Source organism: Amycolatopsis sp. NPDC024027 (assembly GCF_040638975.1).
GTDB lineage: Bacteria > Actinomycetota > Actinomycetes > Mycobacteriales > Pseudonocardiaceae > Amycolatopsis.
In genome coordinates this window covers 147,102-161,421 of the sequence record NZ_JBEZYY010000002.1, presented here as the reverse complement: position 1 = coordinate 161,421, position 14,320 = coordinate 147,102, and the positions used below count along the sequence as shown (strand labels likewise).

Sequence of the window (14,320 nt, the reverse complement as noted above, 5' to 3'; positions counted from 1 at the left end):
GCAACACGTCGACCACTCCGGACATTCCGGACTAACTGGCCGCCGCGACCAGGCGGGCGTACGAGCCGCCCGCGGAAAGCAGCTGGTCGTGCGGGCCCAGCTCGGTGATCCGGCCGCCTTCGACCACCGCCACCCGGTCGGCCGCGGCCGCCGTGTGCAGGCGGTGGGCGATCGCGATCACCGTCCGGCCCGCCAGCACGCTGTTCAGCGACCGCTCCAGGTCGCGGGCCGAGCCCGTGTCCAGCAGTGACGTCGCTTCGTCGAGCACCAGCGTGTGCGGGTCCGCCAGCACCACGCGGGCCAGCGCCAGCTGCTGCGCGATCGCCGGCGGCACCGGGTGCTCGCCCGGTCCCAGCTTCGTGTCCAGCCCGGACGGCAGCGTCGCGACCCAGTCCGCCGCGCCCGCCGACGCGTACGCCGCCGTCAGCTCCTCGTCCGTCCAGTCGCCGCCCGCGCGGCGGGCCGGCAGGGCCAGGTTCTGCCGCAGCGTCCCGGAGAACACGTGGTGCTCCTGGGTCAGCAGCAGCACCTCGCCGCGCAGCACGTCGTCGGCCAGCGCCGAGACGTCCTGGCCGCCGATCCGCACCGAACCCGACGACGGCGCCGCGATGCCGGCCAGCAGCCGGCCGAGCGTCGACTTGCCCGCGCCCGACGGCCCGACGATCGCCAGCCGTTCGCCGCGCGGGACCCGCAGGTCGATTCCGTGCAGCACCTCGCGGTCGGCGGTGTAGCTGAACCGGACGCCGTGGACGTCGATGTCACGCCCGCGCGGCACCTCGTCCACCTTCTCCACGTTCTCGGCCGCGACCGTCCGGACGCCGAGGATGCGCCGGGCCGCGGCCGCCGCGACCTGCAGGTCCTCCAGCCAGAACAGCGCCTCGTTGAGCGGCGCCGCCATGGCCTGCATGTACAGCAGCATCGTGGTGATCTCGCCGAGCCCGGCCCAGCCGCGCGTGTACGCGAGCAGCCCGAGCGGCAGCATGACCGCCAGCGGCAGCACGTAGCTGATCTCCAGCGACGGCAGCCACCGCAGCTGCAGCGCCCGCATCCGGCGTTCCCCGAAGATGCTCTGGTCCAGCGCGTGGTGCGCGGCATCGACTCGCCGCTCGGTCAGCCCGAGCGCCTCCACCGTGCGCGCACCCTCCGCCGTCTCGTGGACGCTGGTGGTCAGGTCCGCCCACCGGTCCAGCATCCACTGCATCACCGACGGGATCCGCCGCTGGTACCAGACGTTCACCGGGACCAGCAGCGGCAGCGCGACCAGCAGGCCCAGCGCCAGCAGCGGGGACGTCAGCACCATCGCGACGACCGTGAACACCACGGTCACCGCCGCGACCAGGATCTCCGGCGCCGCGAACCGCGCCGCGTGGTCGATCCGGCCGAGGTCGGTGGTGGCCCGGCTGAGCAGGTCGCCCGTCCCGGCCGCTTCGACCGTGCCGAGCGGCAGCTGCAGCGCCGTCCCGACGAACTCCTCGCGCGTCTCGGCCAGCACCAGCTCCCCGAACACCGCGCCGCGCATCCGCGCGACCTTTCGCGCCAGCGCCTGCAGCACGAGAATGGCGACGAACGCCGCCGCCAGCACGTCGACGTGCCCGGTCGTGGTGCCGGCCGCGACGTCGTCGACGAGCGCGCCGAGCAGCTGCGGCCCGGCGAGCCCGATCAGCGTGGCCACGGCCAGCGAGCCCAGCAGCAGGCCGAACTCGCGCTTGTGGCTCGCCGCCGTCTTCATTGCCCAGCGCCGGACGTCCCGCCGGGACGCCGTGGGGAGCCGCTTCACACCGTCACCACCTTCGCCGTGAACACTTCGTCTGCCACATGTGTCCACAAGGGACTCTGGCTGAACACCACCGTCGTCTTGCCGTGCCGCAGGGCGGTGACGCGTTCGGTGATGCGTGCCTCCGTGTGCGCGTCGACCGCCGACGTCGGCTCGTCGAGCACCAGGACGTCGGCGTCGGTCGCCAGCGCGCGGGCCAGGTTCAGCCGTTGCCGCTGGCCGCCGGACACCTCGCGGCCGCGCTCGCCGATCACCTCGTCGACGCCGTTGGGCAGCGCCTCGACGATGTCGTCGGCGTCGGCCGCGTACAGCGCTTCGGTGATGCTGACGCCGCCCGGCCGCGCCGGCGCCAGCTGCTCGCGCAGCACGCCCGAGAACCAGATGTCCTGGTTGTGCGCGTAGACGATCCGCCGCCGCAGCTCCGCGAGCGCGACGTGGTCCGCCCGGACGCCGCCGGTCAGCACCTCTTCGCCCTCGGCCGGATCCGCGAACCGGGCCAGCCGGTCGGCCACCGCTTCGCCGTCGGCGCCGAGGTCGACAACCGTCAGCCGGCCGGCCGGGACGCGGATCCCCGATTCGGTGTCCACCAGCTCCAACGGCCCTTCGGGCAACGGCACCGGCGTCTCCGGGTCCGCCAGCTTCGGGCGGATCGCCAGCAGCGCGACGACCTTCCGCGCGGCGACCAGGCCGGACGTGATCGAGCCGACCGCCTCCGTCGCCGCGGTGACCGGCCAGATCAGGAACGCCGAAACGCCGTAGAACGCCACCAGCTGCCCGAGACCGATCTCGCCGGCCACGGCCAGCCGCGCGCCCAGCCAGGTGATCACCACGGTGACCAGGCCGGGCAGCGCGATCTCCGCGGCGGCCAGCCAGGCCTCGGCCCGGCCGACCTCGATGCCGGCCCGCCGCACCCGCTGGCTCGTGTCCCGGAAGCGGGCGAAGAACCGCCGCTCGCCACCGATGCCGCGCAGGATCCGCAGGCCGGACACGATGTCCGCGCCGAGCGCGTTGACGTCTCCGCGCTTCTCGCGCTGCTTGGCCTTGCGCTTCTGCAGCGGCGCGAGCAGCGGCCCGATGCCCAGCACCGCGAGCGGCACGCCGACCAGCGCGACCACGCCGAGCAGCGGCGACGTCGAGATCAGCCACACCGCGACCACGACGAACGCCAGCAGGGAGCCGAACGTCCGCCCGGTCATCTCGACGGTGTTGCCGATGTGGTTGATGTCCGTCGTGCTGACCGCGACGAGGTTCCCGGTGGTGGTCTGCTCCCGCAGGGCGGCGCCGACGCGCGTGGTGTGGGCCGAGACAGCGCGCTGGGTGGAGCCCGCGCCGTGCAGCCACAGGCCGTAGTTCAGGAAGTGCATCCAGGTCCCGGACAGCGTCTGCGCGACCCCGAGCGCCGCCGCGACCAGCGCCCAGCGCCCCACGGCGGCACCGTCGTGCGCGCCGATGGCGCTGATGCCCTGGCCGATCACCAGCGGCATGAGCGCACCCGGCAGCGCCCAGACGACACCGATCGCGGCGGCGCCCAGCACCGTGCCGAGCCGAGCCCGGAACACGGCGAGCAGGAAGCGGCTCGCGGTCGGCCGCACGGGCAGCCGCAGCGGCGGAAAGGGGTACGTGGCGGAAAGCACGATTTCCGACGGTAAGCCGACACCCCGGGGAAGGCGACCGATTTTCCGCCCCCGGCCGCTCTCCGGCGGCTCTCTGGCGGCCCTCGGGACGGCTCTTCGACGGTTTTCCTGACGCCTCGTCGACGCCTCTCCGGCCGCCCTCCGCCGGCTCGAAGCCCACGGTTCACCGCCCCGGCCCGCTCGGGGGACCCCCGGTTTCAACGTTACTCGCGGGGACCGACAATTCCGGGCCTGCGCACCCGGGTTGTCCACAGGGAACGTCCCACGCCCCGAGGCCCCAGCGGGGCGCTCCGGCCGTCCTCGATGTTGCGCCGCTCACACCTACCCGGACCTGTCCGGCTCCGCCGCCCCAGTGTCCGGGCCACCACCGGGCGGCACGTATCCTGACGGCCGTGGCGAACCCTGACACGGACACCGTGACCAGCACCGTTGACACCACCGAGCGTGCCGGGGCGACCCCGGACCACACCCAGCCCTACCGCGAGCTCGGGCTCGCCGACGACGAGTACGCCCGCATCCGGGAGATCCTCGGCCGCCGGCCCACCGACGCGGAGCTGGCGATGTACTCGGTCATGTGGAGCGAGCACTGCTCGTACAAGTCGTCGAAGAAGCACCTGCGCTACTTCGGGGAGACCGCCACCGACGAGATGAAGGCCAAGATGCTGGCCGGCATCGGCGAGAACGCGGGCGTCGTCGACATCGGCGAGGGCTGGGCGGTCACCTTCAAGGTGGAGAGCCACAACCACCCGTCCTATGTGGAGCCCTACCAGGGCGCGGCGACCGGCGTCGGCGGCATCGTCCGCGACATCATGGCGATGGGCGCGCGGCCCCTCGCGGTCGCCGACGCGCTGCGCTTCGGCCCGGCCGACGCCCCCGACACCAAGCGCGTGCTGCCCGGCGTGGTCGCCGGCGTCGGCGGCTACGGCAACTGCCTCGGCCTGCCGAACATCGGCGGCGAGCTGGTCTTCGACCCGTCCTACTCCGGTAACCCGCTGGTGAACGCCCTGTGCGTCGGCGCGATGCGCGTCGAGGACCTGCACCTGGCGTTCGCGTCCGGCACCGGCAACAAGATCATCCTGTTCGGCGCCCGCACCGGCCTCGACGGCATCGGCGGCGTTTCCGTCCTGGCGAGTGACACCTTTTCGGGTGACGAGTCCTCGGGCGGCCGCAAGAAGCTGCCCAGCGTCCAGGTCGGCGACCCGTTCACCGAGAAGGTGCTCATCGAGTGCTGCCTCGAACTGTTCGCCCAGAAGCTCGTCGTCGGCATCCAGGACCTCGGCGGCGCCGGGCTGTCCTGCGCGACGTCCGAGCTGGCCGCGGCCGGCGACGGCGGCATGCACATCTACCTCGACCGCGTTCCGTTGCGCGCCACCGGAATGACTCCGGCGGAGGTGCTCTCCAGCGAGTCGCAGGAGCGCATGTGCGCGGTCGTCTCGCCGGAGAACGTCGAGGCGTTCATGGCGGTGTGCCGCAAGTGGGACGTCATCGCGACCGACATCGGCGAGGTCACCGACGGCGAGCACCTGGTCATCACCTGGCACGACGAGGTCGTCGTCGACGTCCCGGCGCACACGGTCGCCCACCAGGGCCCGGTGTACGACCGGCCGATCGAGCGTCCGTCCACTCAGGACGCATTGATCGCCGACACGTCGGCGTCGCTGCCGCGTCCGTCCACTCCGGACGAACTGCGCGCGGACGTCCTGAAGCTGATTTCGTCGCCGAACCAGGCGTCGAAGGAATGGGTGACGTCGCAGTACGACCGGTACGTGCGCGGGAATTCCGTGCTGGCGCAGCCGGCGGACTCCGGCATGATCCGGATCGACGAGTCGTCGGGCCGCGGCGTCTCGGTGGCGACGGACTGCAACAGCAAGTTCGTCTACCTGGACCCGTACCGCGGCGCGCAGCTGGCGCTGGCGGAGGCGTACCGCAACGTGGCCACGGGCGGCGCGACGCCGGTCGCGGTGTCGGACTGCCTGAACTTCGGCGCCCCGACCGACCCGGGCGTGATGTGGCAGTTCGAGCAGGCGGTGCACGGCCTGGCGGACGGCTGCGTCGAGCTGGGCATCCCGGTGACGGGCGGCAACGTGAGCTTCTTCAACCAGACGGGTTCGACGGCGATCCTCCCGACGCCGGTGATCGGCGTCCTCGGCGTGATCGACGACGTGACCCGCCGCATCCCGACGGGCATCGGCGCGGAGGCGGGCGAAACCCTGCTGCTGCTGGGCGAAACGCACGACGAGCTGGACGGCTCGGCGTGGGCCCGCGAGCTCCACGGCCACCTCGGCGGCGTTCCGCCAAGGGTCGATTTGCCCCGCGAGAAGCTGCTGGGCGAGATCCTGGTGGCGGGTTCCCGCGACGGCATGATCTCGGCGGCCCACGACCTCTCGGACGGCGGCCTGATCCAGACCCTGGTCGAGACCGTCCTCATCGGACAGTGCGGCGCCCGCGTGTTCCTCGACGCGGACCAGGACCCGTTCGTGCAGCTGTTCTCGGAGTCGGCGGGCCGCGTGCTGGTGGCGGTCCCGCGCACGGAAGAGCTCCGCTTCACGGAGATGTGCACCGCCCGCGGCCTCCCGTGGCGCAAGACCGGCGTGGTCGACCCGGAGTCGGGCAAGCTGGAGCTGCAGGACATCACGGAGTTCACGCTCGACGAGCTGCGCGAGACGTGGGAGCGCACGCTCCCGGCCCTGTTCGACTGACCGGTGGACACGTGAGCGGAGGGCACCGCAAACTGTCGGTGCCCTCCGCTAGCGTGGAAAACGGGGGCGGCTCAGCCCACCTTGGCAACGATCCGGGCATCCCCGTCGTGCAGTTCTTCCAGCTTCCACGCCGCGGGCAGCCGGACTTCCTTCTCCGCGCGAACCCGGGTGTTGTACAGCGAAACCGACTCCGGCAGCGAGGCAAATCGCAGATCGGTTTGGCCCTCGAAGAGAGTCCGGCGCAGGTCGAGGGAGCCTGTCGCGATCACGCCGGAGAACACCGCGTCCTGTGCGAACTCGGCGTCCTTGAACGTCGTCGGGCCCGCGAAGGTCGTGTCGGTGAAGTCCGCGAGTTCGGCGAACCGGGTGCCGCTGAACCAGGCGTGGCCTTCGAAGATCGCGCCTCGGCAACGGAAGTTGCCGATCAACCGGCCTGGGCCTGTTCCGGCGGCCGTGAAGTAGACCCGATCCTTGAAGCGGCAGCCGCTGAGGTTGGTGCTGCTGTGCAGGGCTGCGTACCGGAGCAGCATGCCGCCGAGTCGACAACCGGAAAAATCGAGATATTCCACAACCGCGCCGGTGAGGTCGAGGTAGTAGTCCGGTGCGTCCGGCTGTTCAGCGGCCGGGAGCAGATCTTTGATCAGCCTCTGCGCGGTGAGGCGTACCTGAAGCTCTTGCTCCTGCTCGGGGGTACCCCGGGTGTCGTCGCGGGCGTGGCGATCGAGGTCTGGAGCGTACCGCGGGTGCTCGAACGGCCGCCGCAGGTACGAACACAGCACGTCCAGCACCGTCTGCGTGTAGGCCGGCCGGCTTCGCGCCAAGCCCGCCAGCGCGTGCAACGCCCCCACGCGCACCTGGTCGGCCGCGTGCCCGAGCAGCTCGACCGCCTTCGCGAACCGCTCGTCGGCCACTCGCTCGCGGTCCTGTTCCGCGCGCTGCGCCTCGAGTTCGTGGCGCCGCCGCTCGATCTCCTGGCGGCGCTCCTCGACCCGGCGCCGCCGGTCGTTGAGCCACAGCGCGTACAGCGCCACGATCGCGCCGCCCGCCAGGCCGCCCGTCTTCAGCGCGTCACTGCGGCTGGTGGCGGGGTCGGTCAGCAGCCAGCCGCCGACCCCGAGCAGCAGCACCAGCGACGCGAGGAACGTCCACGCCAGCGGTGATCGCCACAGCTTCACCGGCTCAGGACACCAGCATCGTGCTGACGCAGAAGCCCTTTTTGTCGAAGTTCGTGGCGCTCAGCGTGCCCTTGACCGGCTTGCCTGCGGACGTCCCGGTGACCTCGCCCTCGACCAGGTACTTGTCCGCGGGCACGCTGCCGAGCTGCAGCTGCAGCGGCGGCTTGAGGAACGTGTCGAGCCACGAGCTGAGCAGCTCCTTCGAGTCGGCGCAGCCCAGGGCGACCGCCCCGGCGTTGTCGCCCGCGTTCAGCTTGTCGATGAAGCCCTGCAGCACGACCTTCGCGTCCGAGTTGCCCCCGCCGCCGCCGTCGGGCGTCGTCGGCTTCGTGGCCGAGGCCGTCGGCCTCTTGGTCGTCGGCTTCGACGGGGACGGCTTGGCCGACGTGCTCGACGACGGGGCCGCGGCCGTGTTGGTGTCGTCCTTCGAGAGGAAGAACCCGGGAGCGACGAAGCCGGTGACACCGACCAGGGCGAGCACGACGACCACGGCGGCGCCGATGGCGATCCACATCCCGGTCTTGCTCTTCTTCGGCGGCGCGGGCGGCCCGCCGAAGCCCTGCGTGTAGCCGCCGGTCGCCGGGTCCCAGCCGGACACCTGGCCGCCCGCGTTCGGGTTCCAGGCCTGCTGGCCGTACTGCTGTGCGTTCGGGTCAGCCCACGCCGACTGCTGTTGCGCGTTGGGGTCCGCCCAGGCCTGCTGCGCGTACGGGTCGCCCCACGGCTGCTGCGGGCTGGCCGGGAAACCGCCCGAGGCAGGCGGGTGGCCTTGCTGGTTCGGGTCCCAGCCCTGCGGGTACTGCTGCGTCGGGTACGGCTGTTGCTGCTGGTTGGGGTCCCACCCGCCCTGCTGCTGGAAGCCACCGGACTGCGGCTGGCCGTACGGGTCGGGCTGGCCGGGCTGGCCCGGCTGAGGCGGGTACGTCATCTTTCATGCCTTCCGGGCGCTGGGTGTTCGTGCGCTTCCGACGTCCGGCGGGCATGTGCGGTTCCCCCAAGGACGTGGCTGCGGCATTCTGCAAGCTCGGACGGTACGGCATGAAACCGGCTCCCGGTCGTGGCGACGCGAAACTGCGTTTCGGGGGTTGCGTCACGATCCGGGAGCCGGGCGGGGGGTGGGTCAGCCGTTGGCGAGTGCCTGGAGCCGGTCGTAGGCACCGTTGAAGGTGTCCTGGTCGAGCGGGCTCGAGGTGTACTGCCAAACGGTGTAGTAGCCCCAGTTGTAGGGCAGGGCGCCGACCGTCGACGCGTACCGCGCGACCCACAGCGGCGCGGTGCTGGAGAAGTCACCGCTCACGCAGCTGCCCCACCAGCTCGCCGACGTGTAGATCGCCGGATAACGGCCGGTCAGGGAGTGGTAGGTGTCGTGGAAGTCGAGGATCCACGACGTCATCCCGGCCTTGCTCAGCCCGTAGCAGGTCGCGCCGTACGGGTTGTACTCCATGTCCAGCGCCCCGGGCAGCGTCCGGCCGTCCTTGGACCACCCGCCGCCGTGGGCGACGAAGTAGCGGGCCTGCGCCGCGCCGCTCGAGGTGTTCGGCGTGGCGAAGTGGTAGGCGCCGCGGATGAAGCCCTGGTTGTAGGAACCGTTGTACTGCTGGGCGAAGTACGGGTTGGTGTAGTTGGTGCTCTCCGTGGCCTTGGTCCAGACGAACCGCTTGCCTTGGTTCCACCAGTTCGCCCAGTCGACGTTGCCCTGGTAGCTGGCGACGTCCATGCCGGCCACCGTCGCCAGCACCTGGCCGGGCACGGCCTGGCCGGGCTGCGGCTGCTGCGCCGATTTCTGGGTGTCCGGAGTCGACTTGTCGCCTTCGACGCGCCGGATCTGCGAACCCAGTTCGTGGTTGTGCTGCGCGATGTCCGCGTTGATCGCGGCCACGGGGTCGACTTCGGGGGAGAAGGTCGTCGCCTGCGCCGTGCTGCCGAGCAGGAGCAGCGTGGCCGGGACGACCAGGGCAGCGAACAGCCGCCCTCTTCGGGAGGTGGACATCGTTGAATCCCTTCACGGAAACCCTCGCGATGAGCGGCTTACTGCAGGTAGCCGCCCGTGCACGATTGTTGAGGACGAAGTGGCGTTTGTCACTCAGTTCCGTGAAATTGGGTATACGTGTGGGTGATTTTCCCGGGAAGAAGATCGTTAATTGGTGACGAGTTAACACCTATTATTCGACGGTTGGGCCGGTCAGCCCAGCGCCAGGGCCAGGAGCCGGTCCGCCGAGCCGTTGAACCAGTTCTGGTCGCCGGGCAGCGTGCCGCGGTCGGCGAACTGCCAGATCGTGTGGATGCCCCAGCCGGACGGCAGTTCGCCGATGAAGCTGTTGTAGCGCGCGATCCACAGCGGGTTGGCACCGAAGCCGCCGTCGTTCGCGGTGCACCGCTTCCACCAGCTCGTCGACGTGTAGATCGTCGGGTAGCGGCCGGTCGCCGCGCGGTAGGTGTCGGAGAAAGCGCGGATCCAGGCGACCATGCCCGCGGCGTCCTTGCCGTAACACGTTTCGCCGTACGGGTTGTACTCCGCGTCGAGCGCGCCGGGGAGGGTCTTGCCGTCGGCCGACCAGCCGCCGCCGTGGGCGAGGAAGTACCGCGCCTGGGCCGCGCCGTCGGAGATGTCCGGCCGCGCGAAGTGGTAGGCGCCGCGGATCAGGCCGGCGTTGTACGAGCCGTTGTACTGCTGGGCGAACTGCGGGTTCACGAACCCGGTGCCCTCGGTCGCCTTGACGTAGACGAACTTGGCGCCCGACCCCGCCGCGCCGGGCCAGTCGACCGGCCCCTGGTGCCCGCTGACGTCGTGCCCGAGCTGCTGGTCGTCACCCCCGTACAGCACGTCGGGGCCCTCGCCGACGCCCTCGACCTTGGCGATCTGCGAACCCGCGTAGTGGTCCTCGGCACCGGTGTAGCGGTCGACGGCCTTCGCCGGTGCCTGCCCGGCCACGAGCAGGACCGACGCGAGGACGGCGGCGAAGGGCAGTGAACGTCGTTTCACCCTCTTGCTCCCCACCGATCTCGTGAGACTTCTCCAGTCTCACGATGCACCGGCGTCGCCGGATCGGCGAATCGATGATCACTCGATGGGGTGGGACCCGCAGGTCAGCGCCGTTCGTCGGCGACGGCCTTCAGGAGGTGCTCCGCCGGCACGACCGCCGTGATGAGGTCGTGCGGGTTGATCGCGACCGGGTGCCCGCCGAGCAGGTCGACGATGTCGCGGCCGAGCACCGCCCGCGCGTGCGGCCACTCGCGCGGGACCAGCGACTTGCGGGTGTAGGCGGGCACCATGACCCGGCCGTCGGTGTTGTGGAAGCCGATGACGGTCCGCTGCACCGGCGACATCGCGTAGACGAACAGCGTCGCGTCGAGGACGACCTTCGGCAGGTCCGACGGCGGGCGGTGTTCGGTGCGGACGAGCTGCAGCAGGTGTTCGAGGTCGTTCGCCGGTTCCGGGAAACCGAGCGCCTTGGGCGAGGGCCGGTAGCGGTCGTTGGGGTGGAAGTCGGCGACGACGTCGCCGGCGCCGTTCACCGGGTACGCGCCGACGACCGCCCACGACGGCACCGGCCCGTTCGGGTCGAAGGCCTCGTCGATGACGTACAGCCAGCTGTCGGGGTTGGCGCGGGCGTTCGTCCGCATCTCCGCGGTGATCTCGGGTGTGCCGTGCTTGCCGGTGCGCCGGGCCTGCTGGCCCTCCCGCCGCGCGGCCCGGTTGTGCTTGCCGTGCCTGCCGGGGCGATCGGCTCCGCTTCCGGTGGGCTGCTGCGAAACCATCCGATCCGCCTCGTCCCGCTGCGCCATCGTCATCCCCACGTTCTCGGGTGTGCCTGCCAAGTCTTGGTGCGCCACTCTACTGTTTGCCCATGGCCTCTTCGCGTTCGGTCGACCCCGGACAGTTACGTGCGGCGGTGCTGGCGATTTCCCCGTGGTTGCAGGGCGATGCGCCCGCTCCGGCGCGCCCGGAACTGGCCGCGGCGGTGCGCCTCTCGCTGCGCGCACTGGCGGCGGACGCGCCGGGCCGGACGGTCGAAGTCCGCGTGCCGCCCTTCGCCGCCGTGCAGTGCGTCGAGGGGCCGCGGCACACCCGCGGCACGCCGCCGAACGTGATCGAGACCGACCCGCGCACGTGGCTCGAACTGGCCACCGGGCAACTGGACTGGACCACGGCCGTGGCGGACGGCCGGGTGACCGCGTCGGGCACCCGGGCCGACCTGTCCCACTGGCTCCCGCTGCTCCGCCTTTGACGGCCGCGGGATGCGGGTTACGGCTTGCGGCCGACCCCGCCCGCGATGGTCCGCTGCGCGACGTTGAGCTCCTTGAGCCGCGGGCCGTCCGGCCACCAGTCCGCGCACCGGACCACGCCCGGGGGCACCATCTCGAGGCCGGGGAACAGCGCTTCGAGCTCCTTTTGGGTCCGGAACGTGCCGGACCCCATCGGGCTGTGCACGAAGAAGTCCTCCATGCGCCGCGCGGTCGCCGAGTCCTCGTTTTCGGGGTCGAAGAAGTGGCTGAGCCCGACGAAGGAGCCGGACGGCAGCGCGTCGACGTACTCCTTCATGATCTCGGCCGGCCGGTCGTGGTCGCCCTTGAAGTGGTGCAGGGTGCCCATCTGCAGGAGGACGAGCGGCTGGCTGAAGTCGATGTGCTGGCGGACGACCTCGTTCTCGAGGATCTTCTGCGGTTCGAAGATGTCTTCGGCGACGAAGTGGGTGTGCTCGTTCTCTTCGAGCAGCGCCCGTCCGTGTGCGAGGACAACCGGGTCGTTGTCGACGTAGACGACCTTGGTCTCCGGGTTGATCCGCTGGACGACCTGGTGGGTGTTCTCCGCCGTCGGCAGGCCGGAGCCGAGGTCGAGGAACTGGGTGATGCCGGTCTGGCCGGCGAGGAACCGGCAGACGCGGATGAGGAAGCCGCGGTTCTCGAACGCGAGGTCCTGGGCCTCCGGGGCGGCTTTCTGCACCTGCTGCAGGACCTGCCGGTCGATCTCGTAGTTGTCCTTGCCCAGCAGGAAGGCGTCGTAGACGCGCGCGATGCTCGCCCTGGTCGGGTCGACTCCGACGGGCACTCGTTCGGTCGTCGCGGCGTCCGGCATGGTGAACCTCGCAAGTTGTGTGTTGTAAGTCTCGTGCCCTACGTACAGTAGGACGGCGCGCGCACGGGGTAAACCGGGTCACCCCTTTGCGCAAGACGGCTCAACGTGTACTTTCGGTAGTCGGGCTAGGACCCCCTGGTGACGTGAGCGCGGAAGGGCCGGGAATGAACGCGGTGAACGCGTCCGCAGCTGAACAGAACATCGGCCCGACGGCACGCCGCATGATCCTGGGCTCGCAGCTTCGCCGGCTCCGTGAAGAGGCCGGCATCACCCGCCAGCAGGCCGGTTACAACATCCGCGGGTCCGAGTCGAAGATCAGCCGGCTGGAGCTGGGCCGCGTCGGGTTCAAGGAACGCGACGTCACCGACCTGCTGACGATGTACGGCGTCGACGACCCGAACGAGCGCCGCGCGTTCCTCGACATGGTCAAGCAGTCGAACGAGCCGGGCTGGTGGCGGCGCTTCGGCGACACCATGCCGAACTGGTTCACCGACCTCGTCGGCCTCGAAGAAGCCGCGGCGCGAATCCAGATCTGGGAGCCGCTCTACGTGTCGGGCCTGCTCCAGATCGAGCCGTACGCGCGGGCGATCTTCAGCCACGGCCGGTCGGAGATGGCCGATGAGCGGGTCGACCAGCTGGTCGCGCTCCGGATGCGGCGGCAGAAGATGTTCAGCAGGCCGGACGCCCCGCGCGTCTGGATGGTGCTCGACGAGTCGGTGCTCTACCGCCCGATCGGCGGGATGAAGGTCCTCAAGCAGCAGATCGAATACCTGCTCGAGATGAGCGCGCTGCCGCACGTGTCGATCCAAGTCCTGCCGTACACGCGCAGCGGCCTCTCCGCGGAGCACGCGTTTTCGCTGTTGCGGTTCGGCGAGCCGGAACTGCCGAACATCGCCTACGTCGAATACATGACCGGCGCGCACTACATCGAGAAGCGCGAAGAGATCGAGAAATACAGCCGCGCGCTGGACATGCTGGCGGTCGACGCGGAGACGCCCGAGCGGAGCCGGTCGATGCTCGGCAAGCGCCGCCAGGAGATCTAGTCACCCTCCGCCTCGCTCCGCAGGCTCGTCACCGCTCAGCTGAGCGGTGACGAACAGTAGCCATTGCGCCGTTCGTGGACCCTCTTCTCACCCGATAGGTTAACGGCAGTCTCGCAATTCTTACCGTCAGCGAACTTTGCAAGAAATTCTGCACGTGCATTTAACTTTGCAGTCACACGTGCTAGCCTCGAATACGCGGGCAGATGCACATGCATATGCATCGCCCTGGAGCTTTCCGCATCGAGAGGTGGGCACATGGCTGAGCGATTCGAGAACGGCATCCCGGCCGATCGGCTGTCCGGTGCCGAATGGCGCAAGGCGAGCTACAGCGGTGCATACGGCAACTGCGTCGAGGTCGCGCCGCTGTCCAGCGGGGAGATCGCGATGCGCAACTCGCGGTTCCCGACCGGCCCCGCGCTGGTGTACACGCGCGCGGAAATGGCGGCGTTCCTGGCGGGCGCGAAGGACGGTGAATTCGACGATGTCCTCGGCTGAGGCCGTCGCCCCCGTCTTCGACATCGAAACCGGACTGCAGGAGCTGGTGGCCCGCGGCTACCAGTTCGTCCACCCCGCCGACGAACGCGGTGAAGTCCTCGCGGTCGTCGGCGTGCGGGTGCACGACGACGTGGTGGACGTGGTCCGGCTCAACGCCGAGGACGACGTCGTGGCGACCAGGATGCCCGGCTCCGAAGAGAACATCTTCGAGCCGGAGCGGTGGCTGTGGCGCCGCCGCGGAGAAGGCGCGCAAGTGCTGACGGAGATCCTTTCGCTGCCGGATGCGTGTTAGCGATCCAGCCAAAAGCAGTAGCGGTACAGGCTTGCGGGCCCCGTCCGAAGTGGTCAGAACCACGCCGGGCGGGGCCTGACGCGTGTTCGAACCGTCTACACTGAAACCGGCCTGACCACGTCTTCCCAGGA

The 14,320-nt window shown here is 70.3% G+C and carries 13 protein-coding genes; 5 read left to right on the top strand and 8 right to left on the bottom strand.

Annotated features, from left to right (window positions below):
• Window positions 1–31 precede the first annotated feature (31 nt).
• Together AB0F52_RS05585 and AB0F52_RS05580 are read right to left on the bottom strand one after the other, a co-directional pair.
• The gene (locus AB0F52_RS05585) at window positions 32–1,777 is read right to left on the bottom strand and encodes an ABC transporter ATP-binding protein (protein ID WP_360164892.1); all 1,746 of its coding nucleotides are present in this window, start codon (window positions 1,775–1,777) and stop codon (window positions 32–34) included.
• On the bottom strand, window positions 1,774–3,408 hold the full coding sequence (locus AB0F52_RS05580; RefSeq protein ID WP_360164890.1) for an ABC transporter ATP-binding protein: 1,635 nt from the start codon (window positions 3,406–3,408) through the stop codon (window positions 1,774–1,776). The genes AB0F52_RS05585 and AB0F52_RS05580 overlap by 4 nt, the downstream gene beginning before the upstream one ends.
• Before the next feature lie 416 nt (window positions 3,409–3,824).
• Here AB0F52_RS05580 and purL point away from each other — a divergent pair, with 416 nt between their 5' ends.
• Complete coding sequence (gene purL, locus AB0F52_RS05575; RefSeq protein WP_360166553.1) at window positions 3,825–6,107, top strand: phosphoribosylformylglycinamidine synthase subunit PurL; 2,283 nt, start codon at window positions 3,825–3,827, stop codon at window positions 6,105–6,107.
• Window positions 6,108–6,178: 71 nt separating this feature from the next.
• Here purL and AB0F52_RS05570 read toward each other — a convergent pair whose 3' ends face one another.
• From AB0F52_RS05570 to AB0F52_RS05550, 5 genes are all read right to left on the bottom strand, one after another.
• A complete protein-coding gene (locus AB0F52_RS05570) occupies window positions 6,179–7,282 on the bottom strand; it encodes a pentapeptide repeat-containing protein (RefSeq protein WP_360164888.1) in 1,104 nt (367 codons plus the stop codon).
• Between the two features lie 4 nt (window positions 7,283–7,286).
• The gene (locus AB0F52_RS05565; RefSeq protein WP_360164886.1) at window positions 7,287–8,210 is read right to left on the bottom strand and encodes a hypothetical protein; all 924 of its coding nucleotides are present in this window, start codon (window positions 8,208–8,210) and stop codon (window positions 7,287–7,289) included.
• A 192-nt stretch (window positions 8,211–8,402) separates the two neighbouring features.
• Entirely contained in the window at window positions 8,403–9,272 is an 870-nt protein-coding gene (locus AB0F52_RS05560; protein ID WP_360164884.1) for a lysozyme, read from the bottom strand.
• A 192-nt stretch (window positions 9,273–9,464) separates the two neighbouring features.
• Window positions 9,465–10,265, bottom strand: coding sequence for a lysozyme (locus AB0F52_RS05555; protein WP_360164882.1), 801 nt, complete (start codon window positions 10,263–10,265; stop codon window positions 9,465–9,467).
• A gap of 104 nt (window positions 10,266–10,369) precedes the next feature.
• The gene (locus AB0F52_RS05550; protein ID WP_360166550.1) at window positions 10,370–11,074 is read right to left on the bottom strand and encodes a type VII secretion system-associated protein; all 705 of its coding nucleotides are present in this window, start codon (window positions 11,072–11,074) and stop codon (window positions 10,370–10,372) included.
• A gap of 56 nt (window positions 11,075–11,130) precedes the next feature.
• Here AB0F52_RS05550 and AB0F52_RS05545 point away from each other — a divergent pair, with 56 nt between their 5' ends.
• On the top strand, window positions 11,131–11,511 hold the full coding sequence (locus AB0F52_RS05545; protein WP_199191251.1) for a sterol carrier family protein: 381 nt from the start codon (window positions 11,131–11,133) through the stop codon (window positions 11,509–11,511).
• Window positions 11,512–11,528: 17 nt separating this feature from the next.
• On the opposite strand, the gene AB0F52_RS05540 is transcribed toward AB0F52_RS05545, so the two are convergent.
• A complete protein-coding gene (locus AB0F52_RS05540; protein ID WP_360164880.1) occupies window positions 11,529–12,359 on the bottom strand; it encodes an SAM-dependent methyltransferase in 831 nt (276 codons plus the stop codon).
• A 164-nt stretch (window positions 12,360–12,523) separates the two neighbouring features.
• On the opposite strand from AB0F52_RS05540, the gene AB0F52_RS05535 reads away from it, so the two are divergent.
• The 3 genes from AB0F52_RS05535 to AB0F52_RS05525 all read left to right on the top strand — a co-directional run bounded on the left by AB0F52_RS05535 (window position 12,524) and on the right by AB0F52_RS05525 (window position 14,189).
• Entirely contained in the window at window positions 12,524–13,402 is an 879-nt protein-coding gene (locus AB0F52_RS05535) for a helix-turn-helix transcriptional regulator (protein WP_013230746.1), read from the top strand.
• Between the two features lie 255 nt (window positions 13,403–13,657).
• Window positions 13,658–13,897 carry a DUF397 domain-containing protein gene (locus AB0F52_RS05530; protein WP_308674306.1) on the top strand — a complete coding sequence of 80 codons (240 nt, stop codon included), beginning with the start codon at window positions 13,658–13,660 and terminating at the stop codon, window positions 13,895–13,897.
• A complete protein-coding gene (locus AB0F52_RS05525; RefSeq protein WP_191315262.1) occupies window positions 13,884–14,189 on the top strand; it encodes a hypothetical protein in 306 nt (101 codons plus the stop codon). The genes AB0F52_RS05530 and AB0F52_RS05525 overlap by 14 nt, the downstream gene beginning before the upstream one ends.
• The last annotated feature ends 131 nt before the right edge of the window (window positions 14,190–14,320 follow it).